Source organism: Anaeromyxobacter soli, assembly GCF_022808855.1.
Classification (GTDB): domain Bacteria; phylum Myxococcota; class Myxococcia; order Myxococcales; family Anaeromyxobacteraceae; genus Anaeromyxobacter; species Anaeromyxobacter soli.
This window is the reverse complement of the sequence record NZ_JAKZLF010000032.1, coordinates 40,343-60,856: the sequence shown is the minus strand read 5'-3', so window position 1 is coordinate 60,856 and position 20,514 is coordinate 40,343. Positions and strand designations below refer to the sequence as shown.

Annotated in this window: 19 protein-coding genes and 1 pseudogene; 10 read left to right on the top strand and 10 right to left on the bottom strand. The window is 72.6% G+C overall.

Features of this window, described 5'->3' with window-relative positions:
- Window positions 1-127, top strand: a pseudogene (locus tag MLV88_RS18935) (IS630 family transposase); the annotation flags it as partial.
- Here the strand turns inward: MLV88_RS18935 and pdxR are convergent.
- Window positions 124-1,698: a MocR-like pyridoxine biosynthesis transcription factor PdxR gene (gene pdxR / locus MLV88_RS18930; protein WP_308197558.1), complete on the bottom strand. Its 1,575-nt coding sequence runs from the start codon at window positions 1,696-1,698 to the stop codon at window positions 124-126. The pseudogene MLV88_RS18935 and the gene pdxR overlap by 4 nt on opposite strands.
- A gap of 81 nt (window positions 1,699-1,779) precedes the next feature.
- Here pdxR and MLV88_RS18925 point away from each other — a divergent pair, with 81 nt between their 5' ends.
- Complete coding sequence (locus tag MLV88_RS18925) at window positions 1,780-2,163, top strand: hypothetical protein (protein WP_243338385.1); 384 nt, start codon at window positions 1,780-1,782, stop codon at window positions 2,161-2,163.
- Between the two features lie 124 nt (window positions 2,164-2,287).
- A complete protein-coding gene (locus MLV88_RS18920; RefSeq protein ID WP_242352073.1) occupies window positions 2,288-3,169 on the top strand; it encodes a bile acid:sodium symporter family protein in 882 nt (293 codons plus the stop codon).
- Window positions 3,170-3,177: 8 nt separating this feature from the next.
- On the opposite strand, the gene MLV88_RS18915 is transcribed toward MLV88_RS18920, so the two are convergent.
- Window positions 3,178-4,842, bottom strand: a complete 1,665-nt coding sequence (locus tag MLV88_RS18915; protein ID WP_243338384.1) for a SulP family inorganic anion transporter — start codon at window positions 4,840-4,842, stop codon at window positions 3,178-3,180.
- A gap of 58 nt (window positions 4,843-4,900) precedes the next feature.
- Between MLV88_RS18915 and MLV88_RS18910 the strand changes: the two genes are divergently transcribed.
- The 4 genes from MLV88_RS18910 to MLV88_RS18895 all read left to right on the top strand — a co-directional run bounded on the left by MLV88_RS18910 (window position 4,901) and on the right by MLV88_RS18895 (window position 10,683).
- Entirely contained in the window at window positions 4,901-7,264 is a 2,364-nt protein-coding gene (locus MLV88_RS18910) for an arylsulfatase (RefSeq protein ID WP_243338382.1), read from the top strand.
- On the top strand, window positions 7,264-8,499 hold the full coding sequence (locus MLV88_RS18905; RefSeq protein WP_243338380.1) for an anaerobic sulfatase maturase: 1,236 nt from the start codon (window positions 7,264-7,266) through the stop codon (window positions 8,497-8,499). Before MLV88_RS18910 ends, MLV88_RS18905 begins: the two co-directional genes overlap by 1 nt.
- Window positions 8,500-8,684: 185 nt before the next feature.
- Window positions 8,685-10,049 carry a TAXI family TRAP transporter solute-binding subunit gene (locus MLV88_RS18900; protein ID WP_242359894.1) on the top strand — a complete coding sequence of 455 codons (1,365 nt, stop codon included), beginning with the start codon at window positions 8,685-8,687 and terminating at the stop codon, window positions 10,047-10,049.
- 229 nt (window positions 10,050-10,278) lie between these two features.
- Window positions 10,279-10,683, top strand: a complete 405-nt coding sequence (locus tag MLV88_RS18895) for a DoxX family protein (protein ID WP_242359895.1) — start codon at window positions 10,279-10,281, stop codon at window positions 10,681-10,683.
- Between the two features lie 48 nt (window positions 10,684-10,731).
- Here the strand turns inward: MLV88_RS18895 and MLV88_RS18890 are convergent, their stop codons facing one another.
- Window positions 10,732-12,240: a nitrilase-related carbon-nitrogen hydrolase gene (locus MLV88_RS18890; RefSeq protein WP_242359896.1), complete on the bottom strand. Its 1,509-nt coding sequence runs from the start codon at window positions 12,238-12,240 to the stop codon at window positions 10,732-10,734.
- A 133-nt stretch (window positions 12,241-12,373) separates the two neighbouring features.
- Here MLV88_RS18890 and MLV88_RS18885 point away from each other — a divergent pair, with 133 nt between their 5' ends.
- Window positions 12,374-13,396, top strand: coding sequence for an AraC family transcriptional regulator (locus tag MLV88_RS18885; protein WP_242359897.1), 1,023 nt, complete (start codon window positions 12,374-12,376; stop codon window positions 13,394-13,396).
- Window positions 13,397-13,544: 148 nt separating this feature from the next.
- Window positions 13,545-14,708 (top strand): esterase/lipase family protein, encoded by a 1,164-nt coding sequence (locus tag MLV88_RS18880; RefSeq protein WP_243338378.1) that lies wholly within the window; start codon window positions 13,545-13,547, stop codon window positions 14,706-14,708.
- Between the two features lie 43 nt (window positions 14,709-14,751).
- On the opposite strand, the gene MLV88_RS18875 is transcribed toward MLV88_RS18880, so the two are convergent.
- The 7 genes from MLV88_RS18875 to MLV88_RS18845 all read right to left on the bottom strand — a co-directional run bounded on the left by MLV88_RS18875 (window position 14,752) and on the right by MLV88_RS18845 (window position 19,883).
- Complete coding sequence (locus tag MLV88_RS18875) at window positions 14,752-15,462, bottom strand: SDR family oxidoreductase (protein ID WP_243338376.1); 711 nt, start codon at window positions 15,460-15,462, stop codon at window positions 14,752-14,754.
- Window positions 15,462-15,866, bottom strand: a complete 405-nt coding sequence (locus MLV88_RS18870) for a VOC family protein (protein ID WP_242352063.1) — start codon at window positions 15,864-15,866, stop codon at window positions 15,462-15,464. The genes MLV88_RS18875 and MLV88_RS18870 overlap by 1 nt, the downstream gene beginning before the upstream one ends.
- 69 nt (window positions 15,867-15,935) lie before the next feature.
- Entirely contained in the window at window positions 15,936-16,604 is a 669-nt protein-coding gene (locus MLV88_RS18865) for an NADPH-dependent F420 reductase (RefSeq protein WP_242352062.1), read from the bottom strand.
- Window positions 16,605-17,544: 940 nt separating this feature from the next.
- A complete protein-coding gene (locus tag MLV88_RS18860) occupies window positions 17,545-18,018 on the bottom strand; it encodes a VOC family protein (RefSeq protein WP_242333256.1) in 474 nt (157 codons plus the stop codon).
- Between the two features lie 16 nt (window positions 18,019-18,034).
- A complete protein-coding gene (locus MLV88_RS18855) occupies window positions 18,035-18,451 on the bottom strand; it encodes a VOC family protein (RefSeq protein ID WP_242333254.1) in 417 nt (138 codons plus the stop codon).
- Window positions 18,452-18,668: 217 nt separating this feature from the next.
- Window positions 18,669-19,619 (bottom strand): sigma-70 family RNA polymerase sigma factor, encoded by a 951-nt coding sequence (locus MLV88_RS18850; RefSeq protein ID WP_242333252.1) that lies wholly within the window; start codon window positions 19,617-19,619, stop codon window positions 18,669-18,671.
- A 63-nt stretch (window positions 19,620-19,682) separates the two neighbouring features.
- On the bottom strand, window positions 19,683-19,883 hold the full coding sequence (locus MLV88_RS18845; protein WP_242333250.1) for a hypothetical protein: 201 nt from the start codon (window positions 19,881-19,883) through the stop codon (window positions 19,683-19,685).
- Between the two features lie 421 nt (window positions 19,884-20,304).
- Between MLV88_RS18845 and MLV88_RS18840 the strand changes: the two genes are divergently transcribed.
- Window positions 20,305-20,493 (top strand): hypothetical protein, encoded by a 189-nt coding sequence (locus MLV88_RS18840; RefSeq protein WP_242333248.1) that lies wholly within the window; start codon window positions 20,305-20,307, stop codon window positions 20,491-20,493.
- Window positions 20,494-20,514: the final 21 nt, after the last annotated feature.

Below are 20,514 nucleotides of genomic sequence, written 5' to 3'. Positions count from 1 at the left end.
CGCGATCGAACGGTTCATCTCGATCACGAACGCGGCGCCTAAGCCCTTCGTCTGGACGAAGTCCGCCGACGAGATCCTCGCCAGCATTGAACGATTCTGCCGACGGACTTCCGACTCAGGACACTAGCGCGGCCCCGGCGCCGTCGTGCCGGACGCGCGGCGCGGCAGCGGAATCGACCGGCCGACCTCCGTGTCAGGCCCGCCGCCCCTTTGTGCGACCGCCGCTCTCCGCCGGTCCCGGCCTGCCCGCCGCCTCGAGCGCGACCGCCATCCGTCGCACCGCCTCGCCGAGCTCTCGCTCCTCCAGCAGCGCGAACCCGAGCTGCAGCGCGGGATAGGGCTCGCGCTCGAACGTGAAGTCGCTCCCGGCGTGGAACAGCACGCCCGCGCGCGGGCCCTCCTCGGCCCAGCGATCGGCGTCGAGGTCCGGCGCCGTCCTGCACCACAGCGCCATGCCGCCGGCGGGCACCGCGAACTCGGCGCGCCGGCGAGCCGCGCGCGCAGCGCCTCGGCGAGCGCGTCGCGGCGCGCGGCGTAGCGGCGGCGCATCCGCCAGACGTGCTGCTGCAGCTCCCCGTCCTCGATCAGCTCGGCGACGGCGACCTCGAGCGCCCGGTCGCCCTGGCGGTCGACGTAGCGGCGGTGCTCGGCGAGGCACCGGATCACCTCGGGCGCCGCGTGCACGTAGCCGATGCGCAGGCCGGGCGCGAGGATCTTGGATAGCGTCCCGACGTGCACGACGACGCCGGCCGGGTCGTTCGCGGCGAGCGGCAGCACCGGCGCGCCGTCGTAGTGGAACTCGCTGTCGTAGTCGTCCTCTAGGACGGCGAGGCGCTCCACGGCCGCGAGGCGGAGGAGCGCGATGCGGCGCGCGGCGGGGAGCGTCACCGTGGTCGGGTACTGGTGGTGCGGCGTCAGGTAGACGGCGCGCACCTTCCCGCGCCGGGTCAGCGCCTCGAGCGCGTCCACCCGGAGCCCCTCCTCGTCCACCGGGAGCGGCACCACGTGCGCGCCCGCGGCCCGGAAGACGTCCCACGCCGCGGCGTACCCGGGCGCCTCCACCGCGACGATGTCCCCGGGGCGGAAGAGCGCCCGCGCCGTCACGGTGAGCGCAAGCTGGCTCCCGCGCGTCACGAGGAGCCCGGCGGGATCCGGCTCCAGGCCGCGGGTCGAGCGGAGCATCTGGCCGATCGCCGTCCGGAGGCGTTCCTCGCCCGCGGGGTCGCCATAGCCGAGGATCCCGGGGCGCCGCAGCGCCCGGCGGTAGGCGCGCGCGATCGCGTCCACCGGCACGAGCCGCAGATCCGGGATGCCGCTCACGAGGTTGAGCACGCCGGGCTGCGCCGCGATCACCCCCCGCGGCGACGGGGCCGGCCCGAGCGCGAATCCTGGAGCCCGACTTCCCGCTCCCGGGCCGCCGGCCCGCCGCCTGAGCGCGGCCGGGATCTCGGGAGAGACGAAGGTTCCGCGGCCGCCGGACGACTGCACCCATCCCTCCGCGAGCAGCTCGGCGTAGGCGGCCAAGACCGTGTTGCGGTGCAGGCCGAGGATGCGCGCGAGCTCGCGCGATCCGGGGAGCCGCTCGCCGGGGCGGAGCCGCCCCGCGGCGACGTGCGAGGCGATCCCGCGCGCGACCTGGCGCACCACGGGCGCGGGGTCGGCGCGGTCGATCGCGAGGGCGAGAGACCAGGTGCGCACTGGCACATCGATAATGTCGGATCCGGCCCTGTTTCAACGACCAGTCGCCCAGCATCCTCACGTCATACCGAGGAGGCGACCATGGCGACACGGGTGCTGGTGGATCGGGGCAGCTGGAGCGAGGCGGACGGGATGTGTCCCCCGACGGGGGTGGACGGTTGCACGCCGTGGGTGGAGCTCGTGGCGAGCACCGCGGGTCCCACGGTCGACGGAGCCGGCGTGGCGCCGACGGGGGTGCCCGGCGGAGCCGGGACGTTCGCTCGAACGCGGCTGGCGCTCGGCACGGCCCGGGAGCGGAGCCCGGGCGCGCTCCAGTGCCTCCGGTGCCAGCTCCTCGGCAGGCGGCGGCTCACCTGCGCCCGCCGCGATCTCTGCCTGGAGATCCCGCACGTCTATCCGCTCGGCCCGATCCTCCTCCTGGGCTGGCTCGCCACCGCCGCCGCGTTCGTCGTCTCGGTATGGTGAGCGGGAGCCCGGGGCGCGCTCTGCGCCCCTGGGCTTGCGGGCGACGCGCGGGTCTGATGGCCGGGCGTCCCACTGCCTCGATCTGCCTTGTCCCCCGCCGCGCCGGTGCGCACCTCCTTGGCGCATGACCGAGCTCGTCTCCGCCCTCTCGGGCGCCAGCGTCGCCGTCTTCGCGGTCGCGAGCATGCTGTCGCTCGGCCTCGGCCACTCGCTGCGCGAGGTCGTCGCTCCGCTCCGCGACCTGCGGCTCGTCCTCCGCGTGCTCGTCCCGAACTTCGTCTTCGTCCCGGTGATCGCCGTCGTGGTGGCCAGACACCTGTCGCTCGACCGCTCCCTCGAGGTCGGGCTCATCCTCATCGGCGTGGCCGCGGGGGCGCCGTTCCTCGTCAAGCTCACGGAGCACGCCGAACACGACGTCGGGCTGAGCGCGACGCTGCTCCTGCTCCTCATCCCGGCCACCGTCGTCTTCATGACGATCACGGTGCCCATCGCGGTGCCGGACGCCGCCGACGTCGGCGCCGGCGCCATCGCGCGGCCGCTGGTCGTGACGATGGTCCTGCCGATGGCCGTCGGCTTCCTCGTCGGGGCGAGATCGCCGCGCTGGGCGGCGCGCGTCCGACCGGCGCTCGGGAAGCTGTCCACCCTCGCGCTCATCGTGATGGTCGCGACGGTCGTGATGCTGAACCTGCGCGCGATCCTCGACGTCTTCGGGACGGGCGCGATCCTCGCGGCGCTCCTGGTCGTCGCGTTCGCGTTCGTCGTCGGCTACGGGTTCGGCGGCCCGAGCGACGAGAGCCGCGGGGTGCTCGGCCTGGCAACCGCGCAGCGCAACATCGCGGCCGCGACGGTGGTCGCCTCGGGGAGCTTCCACGATCCGCGGACGCTGGTAATGGTGGTGATCTCGTCGCTCGTGGCGCTCGGCGTGCTGTTCCCGGTCGCCAAGGTGCTGCGCAGACGCGCCCGCGGACAGGCGGGGACCTGGATCCCGCGCCGGCGGACCACGTAGGACACCGCTCACGCGCTGCCCGCGCGCGGCCGCGTGGCGCGGGGGCGCCCGAGCCATGCGCTCGCCGACGCGAGGGCCTGCGCCGTCGAATCGCCGAGGATCGTCGTCGCCGGAACGACGCGCACCACGCGCTCGAGATCGAGCTTCCCGGTGCGCCGGAGCTGATCGCGGACCGCGCCTTCCACGCCGCTCAGGTAGAGTCGACCGCCGACCGCCTCGAGCTCGTCGGCGTACGAATCGAGCACCTCGATGAGCGTCGCGCCGACGCGCGTCCGCCCGCGGAGCCGGAGCACCACCACTGGCCGGACGGCGCCCACGGGGCTCGGAAGCGACTCCTCGAGCCGGCGCGCGCCGGCGAAGAAGAGACTGCCCTGCGTGTGCAGGACGGTGACCGCCTCGCTGGCGAGGCGCGGCGGCGGCTTCTCCTCCGCGAATCGGCCGTCGGGGAGCCGCACGAGCGCCCTCACGGTGACGTCGCTCGCCGACGCGAGGTGCATCATGATCGACAGGACGACGCCGACCCCGACCGCGACCGGCACCGACAGCACGAGCGTCGCGGCGAAGGTCACGGCGATCGCCCAGCGCGCCGCTCCGCCCGTCGCCCAGATCGAGCGCGCCTCCCGCAGGTCGAGCGCGCCGAGGCCCGCGATGATCATCAGGGCTGCCAGGACGGCCATGGGGACGAGGCCGACCAGCCCGGGCACGAGCAGCACGATGACGAGCATCCACGCGCCCGACAGGATCCCGGCCCACCGGCTCCGAGCGCGCATGGCGACGTTGAGCGCGGTCTGCCCGACCGAGGCACCCGCGGGGATCCCGGAGAGCAGCCCGCTCGCCACGTTGGCGGCACCCTGCGCGATCAGGTCCCGCGACGGATTGACGGGCCGGCCATCGGGGTTCTCGACCGTCTGGCTGACGCCGACACCCTGGACCGCGATGACGACCGCGAGCGCGAACCCCGAGGCGAGCAGCTCGGGCGACAGGAGATCGAGATGCGGGAGCGCGGGGAGCGGGAACCCGCGAGGGATGGGGCTGACGTCCGAGACCTGCTGCACGCCCTCCCACCCCGCGAGGAGGACGAGCACCGTCGGCACGAGGAGCGCGACGAGGGACGACCACGTCGCGAGCCGCGTGCGGCGGAGCCCCGACGCGAGGCCGAGCGCCAGCACGCCGGCCACGATGGTGCGAGGGTCGAACCGGCCGACGTTCGCGAGGAGGTTCGCGAGCTCGGCCACGGGATTGCGCCCCCGAGCCGCGAACCCCACGAGCGGCGCGAGCTGATCCAGGACGAGCACGACCGAGACGCCGCCCAGGAACCCGGTCATCACCGCGTGAGAGACGAAGCGGGAGAGACGGCCCATTCGCAGGAGGCCGAACACCACGAGGAAGAGCCCTGCGACGACCGCAAGGAGGAAGATCGCCTCCGGACGCCGCTCTGCGGGTTGGGCGGCGACCGCCTGGCGGGCAACGAGCGCGGCGGCGCTCGTCGTGGCGATCTGCATGAGCTGGGCGCTCACGAGCGCGCTCCCGGCGAGCGGCGCGGCGACGCTGGTGTATAGGCCGTACACGGGGTTCACGCCCGCGAGCGCTGCGGAGGCGAGCCCGTCGGGCACGCTCACCACCGCGTTCACCAGGCCGGCGAGCGTGTCCCTGGGCAGCGTCGTCTTCCGCATGGCGGCTCGCTCCAGCCTATCTTCTCGGCACGGCGGGAGCCGGCGGGGAGGGGGGAGCATGGCGCGCGAGAAGGAGGGTTTCCCGCGGCACGTCGAGCGCGAGGTCTACCCGAAGCCGGAGCACCGCTTCGCGGGCGCGGAGATCGGCCTCACGCACGAGGACTCGCGCCCCGACTATCCGGCGCCCGCGCAGGCGCCGCCGCACGCGGCGAACGTGGTGATCGTGCTGCTGGACGACGCCGGCTGGGCGGTGTCGAGCGCGTACGGGGGGCTGTGCCGCATGCCGACGGCGGAGCGGCTCGCCCGCGAAGGGCTGCAGTACTGCGCGTTCCACACGACGGCGCTGTGCGCACCGACGCGCGCGGCCCTGCTGACCGGCCGCAACCACCACTCTGCCGCGACGGGCGTCGTGGCGGAGATGGCGACCGGCTATCCGGGCTACTCGGGGATGATCCCGCGGAGCTGCGCGATGATCTCCGAGATCCTGTCCCAGAACGGCTGGTCGACGGGCTGGTGGGGCAAGAACCACAACGTGCCCGACGGGCACACGAGCGCGGCCGGGCCGTTCGACCACTGGCCGAGCCGGCGCGGCTTCGACTACTTCTACGGGTTCCTCGGCGGGGAGACGGATCAGTTCTACCCGGCGCTGTATCGCGACACCACGCCCGTCGCGCCGCCGAGGACGCCGGAGGAGGGGTATCACCTCACCACGGACCTCGCGGACGACTGCATCGCGTGGATGCGTCGCCAGAAGACGATCGCGCCGGCCCGGCCGCTGTTCGTGCACTTCGCGCCCGGCGCCGTCCACGGCCCGCACCAGCCGCCGCTCGCGTGGCGCGGCCGCAACGCGGGGCGGTTCGACATGGGCTGGGACCGCTACCGCGAGCTCGTCCTCGCGCGCCAGCTCGAGCTCGGCGTCGTTCCCCCCGGCACGCGGCTGACGCTGCGCCCCGCGGAGCTGCCGGCCTGGGATTCCTTCGGTCCGGAGGAGCAGCGGCTCTTCGCGCGCCAGATGGAAAACTTCGCCGATTTCCAGGAGCACACCGACTTCGAGGTCGGTCGCCTCGTCGAGACGCTCGAGGAGCTCGGCGAGCTCGAGAACACGCTCTTCCTCTACATCCTCGGCGACAACGGCTCGAGCGCGGAGGGGAGCCTCCACGGCACGATCAACGAGACGGCGTCGATGAGCGGCGTCGAGCCGCCGCTCGATCAGACCCTCGCGCGGATCGACGAGATCGGGCTCCCGGGGACCTGGCCCCACTACGCCGTGGGCTGGGCCTGGGCAGGCGACACGCCGTTCCAGTGGGTGAAGCAGGTCGCCTCGCACCTCGGCGGGACGCGCAACGGCCTCATCGTGAGCTGGCCAGCGTGGATCGCGGACCGCGGCGCGAAGCGGTTCCAGTTCCACCACGTCGTGGACGTGGTGCCGACCCTCCTCGAGGTGGCAGGGATCGCCGAGCCGACGATGCTCAACGGCGTGACGCAGAAGCCGATCGAAGGCGTCAGCATGGCGTACACGTTCGACCGGCTGAACGCGGACGCGCCCACCCGCAAGCACACGCAGTACTTCGAGATGCTCGGCAATCGCGGCATCTATCGCGACGGCTGGTTCGCGGCCTGCCGCCACGGGCGGCTTCCGTGGGAGACGAGCGGCAGCGCCGACTTCGCCGAGGACCGCTGGGAGCTTTACGACCTGCGCGACGACTTCAGCCAGGCCGAGGACCTCGCGGCGCGCCATCCGGAGAAGCTGCGCGAGCTCCGGGACCTGTTCCTCGCCGAGGCCGGGAAGCACGGGGTGCTGCCGCTCGACGACCGGTTCGTGGAGCGGGCCGATCCATCCCTGCGCCCGGGGTTCTTCGCCGGGCGGACCCGGCTCGTGCTCGACCCGGGCCTCGTGCGGCTGCCGGAGGGGAGTGCGCCGCGGACGTCGAACGTGGATCACGTCCTCACGGTCACGGCCGAGGTCCCGGAGGGCGGCGCGGAGGGCGTCATCGCCTGCATGGGCGGCGACTGCTCCGGGTGGACGCTGTTCGTGGACGGCGGCCGGCTCCGCTACCACTACAACCGCTTCGACTACGATCGGTACGACGTCGTCTCCGACGCACCGCTCCCCGCCGGCCGTGTCGAGCTGCGCCTGGAGTTCCGGTGCGACGATCCGCGCGAGCGCGGCGGCGGCGCGACGGTGCGGCTCCTCTGTGACGGCCGCGTCGTCGGCGAGGGGCGGGTCGAGAAGCAGGTGACCGGCAGGTTCGGGGAGTGCTTCGACGTGGGCCAGGATTCGCTCTCGCCGGTGTGGGGCGGGTACCGCGATCGCCTCCCGTTCCGGTTCACGGGGATCATCCAGCGCGTCCAGCTCGATCTCGGTGAGGCGGTGGAGCTGACCGCGGCCGAGCGGCTCGAGGAGCAGGTCCGGTTCGACTGATGGCGGCGCCTCCGACAGCGGCGTTCCACGTCCTCGCCAAGCCGGCGGGCGCGATCTGCAACCTCGACTGCAAGTACTGCTTCTACCTCGAGAAGGAGCGGCTCCATCCGGGCTCGACGTCTCGAATGTCCGACGAGGTCCTCGAGGCGTTCGTGCGGCAGCGGCTCGAGGCGGGGCGGGGCGGCGCCGTCACGATCGCGTGGCAGGGCGGCGAGCCGACGCTGCTGGATCTCGACTTCTTCCGGCGGTCGATCGCGGTCGAGCAGCAGTACCGGCGCGCCGGCACCACGGTCGAGCACGTGCTGCAGACGAACGCCACGCTGCTCGACGAAGAGTGGTGCGCGTTCCTCGCCGAGCACGACTTCCTCGTAGGGGTCTCCGTCGACGGGCCGCGCGCCCTGCACGACGCCTTCCGCGTGGACAAGAGCGGTCGTCCGACCTTCGATCGCGTGATGCGCGGCGTGAGGCTCCTGAGCTCGCACGGGGTCCGTCTCAACGCGCTCGCCGCGGTGCACGCCGCGAACGCGCCGTACCCGCTCGACGTCTATCGCTTCCTCAAGGAGGAGGTGTCACCGTTCATCCAGCTCATCCCCATCGTCGAGCGGGACGAGACGAGGGGCGCGGGCGCGGTGACCACGCGCTCCGTACGCGCCGAGGACTACGGCCAGTTCCTGGTCGAGATCTTCGACGAGTGGATCCGCGAGGACGTCGGGGACGTGTACGTGCAGGCGTTCGACGTGGCGCTCGAGTCCTGGTACCTGGGCCGCTCCTCGCTCTGCGTGTTCGCGGAGACGTGCGGCGACGCCGTCGTGCTCGAGCACCGTGGCGACGTCTACTCGTGCGATCACTTCGTCGACGACGCGCACCGTCTGGGGAACGTGCTGGAGACGCGGCTCGCCGAGCTCGTGGCATCGGATCGGCAGCGCAGGTTCGGGACGGACAAGCGCGACACGCTGCCGGAACATTGCCGCCGATGCGACGTCCGGTTCGCCTGCCACGGCGGCTGCCCCAAGGACCGGTTCATCGAGACTCCGGACGGGGAGCCCGGCCTCAACTACCTCTGCGCAGCCTACCGGACGTTCTTCCGGCACGTGAACGGGCCGATGCGGGCGATGGCCGCGCTCCTCCGCGCCGGCCGGCCCGCGTCGGACGTCCGGAAGGCGTTCGCGGACGCCTCCCACAGGGTTGGGCGCGTTCGCTGCGGCCTGTCTCATGGCGGTGTCCCACTGCCTTGATCCGAGAGATCTGATCTACGCTCTCGGGGGTGGCGATGCCCGAGCCGCTGCCGCTCGAGATCTCGTCTCATCGACGAAGCGGAGTCCGAGATCGGGATGACGCGGGAGTACGCACGCGAGCCCCGACGCGAGCGCGTCCGACTGCCGGTCGAAGGTGAAGTATGAGAAAACGCGCGAGAGCCGCCATGGACAAGATCGAGAAGCCTCACCGCTGGGCCCGCTTCCGGCGCGTCTCGTCGCGCGACCTGTTCGTCACCGTGGTACCGGTCGCGCTCGCGCTCTCGGCGGCGATCTGGGCGGTGCTGCACTTCGTCCGCCCGGCGGCGCCGTCCACGATCACCATCTCGACCGGGCCCGACGGCTCGAGCTTCCAGCGCGCGGCAGAACGCTACTCGAAGGCGTTCGCCGCGAACGGCGTCACCCTGAAGGTCAGGCCGTCGAACGGCTCGCTCGAGAACCTCAGGCGGCTCGCCGATCCGGACGCCGGCGTGGACGTGGGCTTCGTCCAGGTGGGGGTGAAGCTGCCCGACCCGCAGCCCGGAGAGCGGCGACGCGAGCTCGCCTCGCTCGGCACCATCTCGCGCCAGCCGCTCTACATCCTCGTGCACGGCGCGGCGCCGCCCGACCGGCTCTCGGCGCTCGCCGGGAAGCGGCTCGTCATCGGGCCGGAGGGCAGCGGCACCCGGGTGCTCGCGCTCGCGCTGCTCAAGGCCAACGGCATCGAGCCCGGAGGGCCCACCACGATGCTCGACCTCGACGACGACCTCGTCGGAGACGCGCTCGAGCAGGGCTACGTCGACGCCGCCTTCCTCATGGGCGACTCGGCGTCGCCGCGGGTGATCCGCAGCATCATCGAGCGTCCGGGCGTGCACGTGCTGCAGCTCTCGCAGGTCGAGGCGTACCTGAGGAAGTTCCAGGACCTCGATCGCGTCGTCATCCCGATGGGCGCCTACGATCTCGCCCACAACATGCCCGCCACGGACCTCGATCTGGTCGCGTCGTCGGTGGAGCTGGTCGCGCGCGCCGACCTGCACCCGGCCATCTCGGACCTGCTGATCGAGACGATGCGCGAGGTCCACGGCCGTCCGTTCCTGCTGCAGAGAGCGGGCGAGTTCCCGGTGGCCCGCGAGCACGATCTGCCGCTCAGCGCCGATGCCCGGCGCTACTACGAGTCCGGCAAGCGCTGGCTCTACCGCATGCTGCCGTTCTGGGCGGCGAGCCTCGCCGATCGTTTCCTGATGGTGCTGGTGCCGCTCGTGCTCCTCCTCGTCCCGGTGTTCCGGCTCGTGCCCCAGGTCTACGCCTGGCGCGTGCGGGCCCGCCTGTACCGGATCTACGGCTCGCTCCTGGAGCTCGAGCGCGACGTGCTGGACCACGCGGCCGAGCACCAGGCCGGGCTCCTCGACCGGCTCGACGCGATCGAGCGTCGTGCCGACGCGCTCAAGCTCCCCGTCGCCTTCGCCGACCAGTTCTACGTGCTGCGGGAGCACATCGGCTTCGTCCGGCGGCGGCTCACCACGCTCGCGGGCGAGCGGCGCCGAGCGCTCTGAGAACGCCATCGGCGACCGTGTTGGCGAGCGTGTGATCCACGTTCTCGGCGCGTAGGGATTCTTTACGTCCCTGTCGGAAAGGCGACGTTCCCGACCCCCGACGCCGGTAGGCCAGCCCCTCATCCACGCCTGGTGCGAGGAGGTGGACCGGCACGCCCAATGCTCCCCTTGCGCCCAGGGCGGCGCGGACGCCGAGCGAAGCGTTCATCCGCCTGACGTCGGAGGAGTCATGCCGGACCTCGACAGCCGCGCCGCCTCGCGACGGCGCGCCATCGCGTATTGGGTCACGACCCTGCTCGTCGCCATGGAGCTGGCGTTGGCAGGAGTGTGGGACATCCTGCGAATACCGTACGTCCGCGGCGTCATCGAGCACCTGGGCTACCCGGCCTATTTCCTGGTCATCCTCGGAGTCTGGAAGGTTCTCGGCGCGGTGGCGCTGCTCGTCCCGCGCTTTCCCCGGCTCAAGGAGTGGGCATACGCCGGCGCGGTCTTCAACTACACGGGAGCAGTCGTCTCCCACCTGGCCGTCGGCGATGGCGCCGTCGCTCTCGTCTACCCGATCATCCAGCTCGGCCTCGTCGGCGGGTCTTGGGCCCTGCGTCCGCCGGCTCGCCGCGACCTCGTGCCGAGTTGAGCGCCAATCGAGAAGCCGTCGGATACCCGCTGCCGTCACCATTGACCTCTAGCTCGATCGGGTTGCGTGACGGCCGAGTCGGCGGCGCACGCCCGCCGCCGCCGCTCCGCCCAGGAGCGCGAGCGCCGCGAACACCACCGGCGCATCCCCGAGCGACGCGTAAACGGTCCTGACCTGCGCAGTGGGAACCGTCGCGAGCATGACGCGCTCGTTCCGCTCCCAGGCCGACAGACTCGCGCGCACGCGGCCGTACGGGTCGAAGGCCATCGACGTGGCCGCGCGTACGGCGCGGACCACCGACATCCCGCCCTCGATGGCGCGCACGCGCGCCATGAGCGTGTGCTGCGGGTCGATGCCGCGCCAATCCGAGGACGGCAGGGCGACCACGCCGGCGCCTCCGCGGGCGTGGGCGCGCGCGAGCGCCGGGAAGTCATAGTCGTAGCAGATCGCGCCGGCGGCCCGGCCCCACGAACGATCCAGGACGCGCAGCGGCTCCTCGCCGCGCAGCGACGGCTCGCCGGGTGGGAGGACATGCTTGCGGTACCGCTCGAGGGTCTCGCCCTTCGTGCCGAGCCACACGTAGGCGTTGTCGATGACGAACGGCGCGCTCGACACGACGACGCCGTAGGCGAGGACCAGGTCGACGCCTTCCCTGCGGGCGAAGTCGGCGCCGCGCGCGAGGAGCGCCGCCTCCTGGCTCGGTTCCACGAGCGTCGCGACCTCGTTCCAGACGACGAGCTCGGCGCCGCGGCGGGCGGCGAGCTCGGAGCGGGCGAAGAGCACGTCCACGTTCCCGCGAAGGTCCTCCATGCTCGTGAGCGGCTCGGGGAAGTCGACCGTGACTGCGGCGACGCGCACCGTCGGCCCTGCGTCCGCGGCATCGAGGCGCAGCGATCCCCAGACATGCGCCGCGACGACGATCGTGGCGGCGGCGATGGAGGTCCGCCAGGGTCGGTCCGGCGCGGAAGAGGCGAGGAGCGCCGCGGCGGCGCCGGCGGGCAGGGCCATGACGAAACCGACGAAACCGAGGCCGCCGAGTGAGGCGAGCTGAAGGAGCGGCAGGTTGTCGGACTGGCTCGCCGCGAAGGCCGCCCAGTGGCCCGCGGGCGACAGCGCGAAGCCGATGACGTCCCCGAGGGCGGTCAGCGCGGCGAACGCGAGGATCGACCACGCCGCCCCGGCATGCCGGCGGATCGCGTCCCAGAGGACGAGGGTGAGCCAGACGAGGGCGCCGAGCGGCACGCCGAAGAGGAGCGCGAACGGCGCGGCGACGGGAGGCGTCACCATCTTCAGCGATTGCAGCGAGAGGGCCGCGGCGCATACCGCGAGGAGCACGAGTCGGCGGCGCCAGCCGCGGAGGCGCACTGCGGCGAGAGCGAGCGGGACCGGAGCGACCCAGGCGAGGAGCGCCGTCCCCCCGCGATTTCCGGCGAGGAAGACGAGGACGATGCCCGCGAGGGACAGCGCCCAGGCGGGGACGCGGTCGGCGAGCGAGTCGCCATCGCGCTCGGCAGGCGACGCGATGGCGATGGGGCCGGAGGCGGCGAGGCTGGTCACGGGGTTTCTCCTTTCTCGCGGCGGTTGCCGCGGCTTCATGGGCGGAACCTACGCGCGAGGGGCGCCGACCGTCTCGACCGAGGGCGCCAACCGTTCGGCCGTGCGCGCCAGGCGCGGTGCTAGGCTCGGCGCCGTGAGCGTCACCGTCCTCCCTGTCGCGACCCGCGCGCTCGTGGAGGCATGCGCGCGGCTCGGGCTCGATACCGACGCCCTCCTCGCGCGCGCCGGGGTGGGCCGCGCGCTCCTCGACGACCCGGACGCGCGGATCCCCGCCGCGCGCGCGGACGCCGTCTGGCGGGAGGCGTACGGCGCAGCCGCGGACCCGGCCCTGTCGCTCCACGCCGCCGAGCAGACGCCGTTCGGCGCCTTCCGCGTCCTCGACTACCTTGGGGCGAGCGGCGCGACGGTGGGCGAGGGGCTTCGCCGCGTCGCCGCGTACTTCCCGCTCGTGGATCCGCGCGCCTCGCTCGCCGTCGACGAGGAGGAGGACGCGGTCGCGCTCGTCTTCCGCGGCACCCGCGTGGCGCTGCCGCCGCAGGCGGAGGAATACACGCTCGCGATCCTGGCCTCGCGCGTTCGCCACGTGGCGCCCGGTGCGGTCGTGGCGGTGCGCCTTGCGTTCCCGCGCCCGCCGGACACGCGCGAGCACGCGCGCGTCTTCGGCGCCGAGCCCGCTTTCGGCGCCGCCGCCCCGGCGCTCTCGCTGCCGCGAGCGGCTTGGGACGCGCCGACGCGCACGGGCGACCGTACGCTGTTCGCCGCCCTGGACGAGCACGCGCGCGCCCTCCTCGCCCGCGCGTCGCCACCGGAGAGCGCAGCGGCCCGGGCGCGGGACGCCATCGCCGCCGACCTGCCCGGGAAGGAGCCGTCGCTCTCCCGCGTGGCGCGCTCGCTGGGCACTTCGTCCCGGACCCTGCAGCGGAGGCTCGGCGCCGAGGGGACGAGCTTCGCGGCCGTGGTCGACGAGGTGAGGCGCGAGCGCGCCCGGGTCTACCTCGAGGCGCGCGACGTCTCGATGGCGGAGGTGAGCTGGCTCCTCGGCTTCGCCGAGCAGAGCGCCTTCGCCCGCGCGTTCAGGCGCTGGACGGGCGAGACCCCGACGCGCTGGCGCGGCACCCGGGCCGAAGCCGCGGGACGGCGGCGCCCCGCCCGCTGAGGCATCCGCCGCTTCGTGGGGGGCCTTCGTAGGGCCGCTCCACGCAGCCTCTCGGTCTGGCGTTATCGTCTTTGCGATGCCGCCGCGCGAACGATCCCCGAAGGCACCGCGCAGCCCGATCCTCGACCTGCGGGGCGCGAGTCGTCTCGTGATCGAGGCGACGAACCGCATCGCGGACGTCGTCGAGGCGATGCATCACGGAATCGGCGCCGGCCCGGCCGTCCTCGGCCGCCCGCTCGAGCGCCCCGTCCAGCTCCTCACCCGCCCGGTCTACGGGAGCGTGCGCGGGGTGACACGGCTGGTCGGCGACGGGATCGACGCGGCCCTCGCCCGGCTCGAACCCCTCGCCGCGCCGCTGCTCGGCGACCGCCCGCCGGGGCTCGGACGTGAAGCGGTGGTGGCCGCGCTGAACGGTGTCCTCGGCGACTACCTGGCGGCGAGCGGGAACCCGCTCGCGATCGAGATGCGGCTCCGCAGCGACGGTCGCCCGCTGGAGCTCCACCCCGACGCGCTGCGGCTCGCGTTCCCGCGGGCGACCGGCAAGCTCCTCGTCCTCGTGCACGGCTCGTGCGTGAACGATCGCCAGTGGACCCGGCGCGGGCACGACCACGGCGCGGCGCTCGCCCGCGATCTCGGGTTCACGCCGATCTACCTCCACTACAACTCCGGCCTGCACGTGTCGGTGAATGGGCGCGCCTTCGCCGGGCTGCTCGAGCAGCTCGTCGCGGCCTGGCCCACGCCCGTCGACGACCTCGTCCTCCTGGCGCACAGCATGGGCGGGCTCGTGGCGCGGAGCGCGTGCCACTTCGGCGAGGCGGAGGACCACGCGTGGCGGCGAAAGCTGCGCGCGCTCGTCTGCCTCGGCACGCCTCATCACGGCGCACCGCTCGAGCGCGGCGGCCACTGGATCGATCTGTTGCTCGGCGTCAGCCGGTACAGCGCGCCGCTCGCGCGGCTCGGCAAGCTCCGGAGCGCCGGCGTCACCGACATGCGCCACGGCAACGTCCTCGACGCGCACTGGGAAGGCCGCGACCGCTTCGCGCACGGTCGCGACGACCGCGTCCCGCTCCCGCTGCCGCAGGGCGCGCGGTGCTACGCGATCGCCGGGAGCGCGGCCGTGCAGGGCGCCGCGAGGAAGCGCCCGACCGACGGACTCGTCCCCGTCGACAGCGCGCTCGGCGTGCACGAGAGACCGGAGCTGACGCTCGGGTTCCCGGAGGCGCACCGGTGGATCGCCCACGGGACGAAGCACCTCGACCTCCTGAGCCGACCCGAGGTGTACGCGAAGCTCCGCTCCTGGCTGTCCTCCTGACGGCGCTCTCGCGCTGCCTCCCGGCGGCGTGCTCGTTGACTTCTCAGGCGCGCCCGTAGACCGGCACGACCGCGCCGCTCACGTCCCGTGCCGCGTCCGAGAGCAAGAACTCGATGACCGCGGCGACCGACTCCGGCTCCACCCAGCGCGACGCGTCGGCGTCCGGCATCGCGCCGCGGTTCGCCGCCGTGTCGATCGTGCTGGGGAGGACAGCGTTCACCCGAACGCCGGCGTCCAGTACCTCCGCGGCGATCACGCGTGCGAGCGCGACGACGGCGCTCTTCGCGACGGTGTAGGCGGCGGCGCCGGCGCCCGACCACGGCCGCTCGACGTTGCGGGACCCGATCACGACCACGCTGCCCGCGCGCTGCGCGACCAGCCGCGGCACCAGCGCGCGAAGCGCCCGCTGGGCCGACTCGAGGTTATCGTCCAGCATGCTTCGCCAGGTGCCCTCGTCGCCTTCCTCGTGGAAGCGCCGGCCACCGCGCCAGCCGCCCGCGACCAGCGCCGCGCCGGAGATCGGGCCGAGGCGCGCGCTCACCGCGCCGAGGGCCGCGTCCCAGGCCGCGGTCGAGTCCTCCTGGAGCGGGAAGCCGGCGAAACCCGCCCCGAGCTCCTGCTCGAGCTTGCGGAGGCGCTCCGCGTGACGGGCGAGCCCGACGCCGGCCACCCGGTACCCGCGCTCCACGAGGTAGCGACAGAGAGCGGTCCCGAGCGCTCCGACCGCTCCGCTGATCACGATCGCGCGCGGCATCATCGAGCAGGCTCGAAGAGCTCGATGGGATTCCCATCTGCGTCCTCGATTTGGATTTGTCGACCGCCAGGGCCTGTTTCCATCTCGTTGCGAAAGTGAACCCCTGCTTTCTTCAGTTCAGTGATGAATCCGGGAAGATCCGCGACCTTCAGCACTACCCGGTTCCAGCCGCCCGGCTCCTGCTGCTGCCCATTCGGCATCGGCCGCGAGCCTGACGCGCCTGGACCGCTGAGCAGAAGCTGCGCGTCACCCAGAGAGACGCTCGCAAACGCGGGGAGCTGCTGGTGCTCCAGCTCGAACCCGAGATGTTGCGTATAGAACGCTACAGAGCGAGCGACGTCTTTCACCTGATAGCGAACGCCGTGAATGCTCTTGGCGAATGACTTCGTGGCGGCCTGGACCACGTGCGTCTCCTTCCTGGTCCGTCTCCATGATCACTGTGCTCAGCTCCCGCGACACTGACGAGTCCAGACCTAGTGCTGCCGCGCGGCTCCCGATCTGCTCCCGCTGCGCGCCTCGTCTCCCCGCCGGAGCGCCGCCTGGGCGTCGGTTCCGGACACGATGCGGCCATAGAGGGGGCTGCCCGGCTCCTGGAGGCGCCCGCCGTAGCGGAGGGAGCCTGTGTCCACCGGAGCGAACCCCATCTCCTCGACGAGGTTCGCGACCACCCGCTTCGCGTCCGGGTCGTCCCCGGCGATGAGCAGCGCGACCCGCTCCTCGGGCGGACGGTCGCGCCTGCCACGCGTCGCGAGGTCGTTCGCGTACAGGTGGTTGAGCGCCTTGACGAGCCGCGCGCCGGGGATGACCCGCGCGACCTCCTCGCTCGACGTCGAGTCCCCCAGCTCGTAGAGCTTGAAGTCGGGGCGATACGGGTTCATCGCGTCGACGACGATCTTGCCTCGCAGCCGCTCGGCGGGGAGCTCCCGCCGGTTGCGCCATGGGATGGCGATGAGCACGACCTCGCCGAGCTCAGCCGCCTCCTCGACGGTCGTCGCCCTCGCGCGCGGTCCGAGCGCGGCGACCTGGTCGCGCAGCGAGTGGGGACCGCTCGCATGACTGAGCGCCACCTCGTGGCCCGCCTCCGTGAACAGCCTCGCAGCCGTCCCGCCGATGTTCCCCGAGCCGATGATCCCGATCCGCATGGCACGCCCTCCCGGAGCGGAGAGATGCGAAGCGCGCGCCCTGCCCGCAACAGCCAACTTGGCCACGGGTCTCGCGGCCCACGCCCGCCGCGGTGACGCCCTCTCATCGGCCAAACGAGACTGCATCGAGGGGAGCTGCCCGCTATGCTTCCAGGCGGGTGGAGGTCATGACGAAGCACCCTCGAGCTGTCGTCTTCAGTGCGGCGCTCGCGCTGTTACCTGGCCTCGCCGGTGGGAACGACGACGGCGCGGTTCTCGCAGCACGCGCGGGTCCGCTCATCACCACGGTCCCCGAGCTGGCGCAGGCTGGTGAGTCCGGCCTGCAGACGGAGCAGGAATCGCCCTCTCCTCCGACCGCCCCGCTCGAAGAGGCTCCTCCGCCCGCTCCGTCGAAGCTTCCGCCGCCGCCCTCCTCGGTTCCGGAAGGCCAATGGGTCTACACGGCGCAGTACGGCTGGATCTGGATGCCGTACGCGGACGCCTTCACCTATGTGCCGCCTTCCGGTTACGGCGCGCCGTACATGTACGTTTACTATCCGTCATACGGCTGGTCATGGGTCGTCGCACCGTGGGTCTGGGGCTTCGGACCGTGGCCGTACTTCGGGTTCTACGGCGCGGCGCGCTTCGGCTGGTACGGGCATGGCTGGTGGCGGTACCCGGGGCAGTGGCACTACGGGCCTGGGCCACATCGCGGCGTCTGGCCCTCGTACGGTGGCCGTCCCGGCCCCTACTTCGGTGCGCGCCCCGCCCCGCCCCCGTCCGGCGGCAGCTTCCCCTCGCGCGGTATCGCGCCCGCGCCGCACCGCGGGGGCGGTGTCGCCGCGGGCCCTCACGCCGCACCGCCACGTCACCGTTAGTCAGCGCTCGTGCGGCTCGGGCTCGAGTGCGCCGTTGCTCGGAGAGCTCCCACTCTCCGAGCAACGGCGTGAGCCGGGCTCGACTATCCCTGCCGGTAAGCCCGCTCCAACCCCGCGATGTCGAGCTTCGTCATCTGGAGCATCGCCTTCATCACGCGGTTCGCCTTCGCCGGATCCGGGTCCGACATGAGCCGCTCCATCGCGGTCGGCACGATCTGCCAGGACACCCCGTACCTGTCGGTGAGCCAGCCGCACTGGTTCGTCGAGCCGCCCGCGGAGAGCTTCTCCCAGTACTCGTCTACCTCCTGCTGCGTCTCGCAGTTCACGACGAACGAGATGGCCGGCGTGAACTTGAAGATCGGTTCGCCGTTCAAGGCGATGAACTCCTGCCCGGCGACCTCGAACGTCGCGGTCATCACCGACCCCTTGGGCCCGGGGCCTGCCTCTCCGTAGCGCGTGATCGCTCCGAGCTTCGAGCCCTTGAAGACGGACGTGTAGAACCTCGCGGCCTCCTCGGCCTTACCGTCGAACCACAGGAACGGGGTGATTCCCTTCATCGCATCCGTCCTTTCCTCAGCGCTCGAGCGCCTTGGGGTCCATCCACAGCACTTCCCAGTGGTGGCCGTCGGGGTCGTAGAAGCTCCAGCCGTACATGAAGCCGTGATCCTGCGGCTCCATCGCGTGCTTGCCTCCCGCCGCGACCGCCTTCTTCACGAGCTCGTCCACCTCGGCGCGGCTCTCGCACGAGAGCGCGCAGAGCGCCTCGTTCTGCAGGAGCGTGTCGCAGAGGCCCTTCTTCGTGAACGTCTTGAAGAACGGCTCGGTGAGGAGCATCACGTACGCGTCCTCGCCGACGAGCATGCAGGTGGCCTTCTCGTCCGTGAACCTCGGGTCGAACTCGAAGCCGAGCTTGGTGAAGAACTCCTTCGAGCGGTCCAGGTCGCGCACGGCCAGGTTCACGAAGAGCTTGCGGGGACGCCTCGTTGCCATGTCTGCCTCCAGGGGTTCGTCGGAGTCGCGCGTCGCGTCGAGCTCGACCCCGATGTCGTCTGATCCCTGGACCGCGTGCGCGCCGCCGACTCATCGGTGCACCCCGATCGGCACCTCCGGCAGACATCGGCCTTCATGCCGTCGGCCAGGGCAGGAGCCGGTGCGCGAAGCTACCGGCGAGCGCCCGCCGCACCGAGCCGCCCTTCCGCGCCGCTTCCTACGGAGGGAGCACGAGCGGAAGCCCGAACCTCGGGAAGAGCGTCGCGGTGTCGAGGAACGAGGTCCAGGCAGAGACGCGATCGCCCTCGAGCTCGAGCACGATGAGCCCCCACGCCTCGTGGCCCCCGTGCTCGGCGGGACGGTACTGCGCGAACGCGGGCGAGCCGGAGGCCGCCGTCGGGACGAGTCGCGACCCGCGGCAGCCACAGCCCCGGCCGAGGAGCCAGTCGCGGATCGCCGCCGGGCCGCGGAGCCACAGCGTGTAGGGCGGCATGGACAGGGTCGCGTCCTCGTGCAGGAGCGCGGTGAGCGCGTTCACGTCGTAGCGCTCGAATGCCTCGACGTAGCGAGCGAGCAGCGCGGACTGCGCTGCGGAGAGCGAGCCGCTCGACTCGCCGAGGTCGCGCGCGGCGAGCGTGGCGCGCGCCCGCTGCAGCGCGCTGTTCACCGCCGGGATCGAGGTGTCGAGGCTCTCGGCCACCTCCGCGGCGGACCAGCCGAGCACCTCCGTGAGCAGGAGCGCGGCGCGCTGCCTCGGGGGAAGGTGCTGGAGCGCCGCCACGAACGCGAGCCGGATGCTCTGGCGGAGCACCGCCCGCTCCGCCGGGCCGGCGTCCGACGGCACGACGTGCGCGTCGGGGACCGGCTCGAGCCAGTGCGTGCGAGGGTGCTCGACGAGCGGGTCGTCCACCGTTCCGGCGGGACCCTCCTCGACGGGACGCTCTCGCCGGGAGCGATCGGCGAGCGCGTCGAGGCAGACGTTCGTCGCGATGCGATAGAGCCAGGTGCGCAGCGAGGAGCGCCCGTCGAAGCGCTCGAGGCCTCTCCACGCCCGGACCATCGTCTCCTGGACCGCGTCGTCGGCGTCCACGGCCGAGCCCAGCATCCGGTAGCAGTGCCCGGTGACGGCCGCGCGGTGCTCCTCGAGCTCGGTGACGCTCTCTGGCATCGCCCGGACATAACGAGGGGAGCGCGTCCCCGCTCTCCCCCGCTCGCCTCGCGCGCCCTTGCGCTACCGCCGCGAGCCCGACGCCTCGTGGGCGACGAAGTCGAGCCGCCGCGCCTCGAGCCGGCCCGCCGCCCGCGCGCGGCTCTCGGAGCAGAAGCTCGCGAACCGCTGCCCGTCGACCGTGACGACGTAGCGATTCTTCTCGATCTGCTCGATGCCTACGACGTGCGCTCGAACGGCGAAGCTGGCGCGCGGGGGATTCATCTATGAAGTGTAGCGCGATCCTCGCGAATAAGCCCGACACATCACGCGCGCCGGCCGATCGCAGAGGATCATCGCGGGTGGCCCGCACGCGCGACGCGGTCCGCGCGCGCCGCGACCTCCTCGGCCGTCTCACGCCGGGCACGGCGCCGCTTCGCTGCGATCGGCGGAGCGGGGCGCTCGATGGCCGGACGGCGCGGAGCACGGCCGGCGGTCGGCACGGGAACCCGGCCGGGCGATGACCCGATCGTTGCTCCGAGAACGGGGGAGCCCACGCTCGCCCGTGGCCGACGGCCCGCTGGCACGGCAACGATGCGACGGACGCGTGACGAACTCGTGACGGTCGGCGCGGACACCTCGAGGGCTGGCGCGCCCGGAGCGACGCGGATTAGAACCGGGCCTCGTTCTCGCCCGAGGAGCTCGCATGCTGCGCGAATCCGTCTTCGTCTGCTCGTATGGCGCCGAAGGCGCAGAGCACGTCGGTCACGTCCTGGCCTGGGATGATCGCGAGGCGGCCGAGCTCTTCGCGCGCGAGCTCGAGCCGGACGTGGGGGAAGTGCGCGTGGCGGACATCCGCGTGGAGTCCGTGGACGGCGCCGCGCTGGGTGAGTGATCCGCGCCGCGCAGCGCCGGG

Coding starts and splice junctions, on each gene's coding strand:
- MLV88_RS18855 (WP_242333254.1), bottom strand. CDS start 18,451: ATGGCAACGAGGCGTCCCCGCAAGCTCTTCGTGAACCTGGCCGTGCGC.
- MLV88_RS18900 (WP_242359894.1), top strand. CDS start 8,685: ATGGACAAGATCGAGAAGCCTCACCGCTGGGCCCGCTTCCGGCGCGTC.
- MLV88_RS18845 (WP_242333250.1), bottom strand. CDS start 19,883: ATGAATCCCCCGCGCGCCAGCTTCGCCGTTCGAGCGCACGTCGTAGGC.
- MLV88_RS18860 (WP_242333256.1), bottom strand. CDS start 18,018: ATGAAGGGAATCACCCCGTTCCTGTGGTTCGACGGTAAGGCCGAGGAG.
- MLV88_RS18865 (WP_242352062.1), bottom strand. CDS start 16,604: ATGCGGATCGGGATCATCGGCTCGGGGAACATCGGCGGGACGGCTGCG.
- MLV88_RS18925 (WP_243338385.1), top strand. CDS start 1,780: ATGGCGACACGGGTGCTGGTGGATCGGGGCAGCTGGAGCGAGGCGGAC.
- MLV88_RS18910 (WP_243338382.1), top strand. CDS start 4,901: ATGGCGCGCGAGAAGGAGGGTTTCCCGCGGCACGTCGAGCGCGAGGTC.
- MLV88_RS18895 (WP_242359895.1), top strand. CDS start 10,279: ATGCCGGACCTCGACAGCCGCGCCGCCTCGCGACGGCGCGCCATCGCG.
- MLV88_RS18915 (WP_243338384.1), bottom strand. CDS start 4,842: ATGCGGAAGACGACGCTGCCCAGGGACACGCTCGCCGGCCTGGTGAAC.
- MLV88_RS18850 (WP_242333252.1), bottom strand. CDS start 19,619: ATGCCAGAGAGCGTCACCGAGCTCGAGGAGCACCGCGCGGCCGTCACC.
- MLV88_RS18920 (WP_242352073.1), top strand. CDS start 2,288: ATGACCGAGCTCGTCTCCGCCCTCTCGGGCGCCAGCGTCGCCGTCTTC.
- MLV88_RS18905 (WP_243338380.1), top strand. CDS start 7,264: ATGGCGGCGCCTCCGACAGCGGCGTTCCACGTCCTCGCCAAGCCGGCG.
- MLV88_RS18840 (WP_242333248.1), top strand. CDS start 20,305: ATGCTGCGCGAATCCGTCTTCGTCTGCTCGTATGGCGCCGAAGGCGCA.
- MLV88_RS18875 (WP_243338376.1), bottom strand. CDS start 15,462: ATGCCGCGCGCGATCGTGATCAGCGGAGCGGTCGGAGCGCTCGGGACC.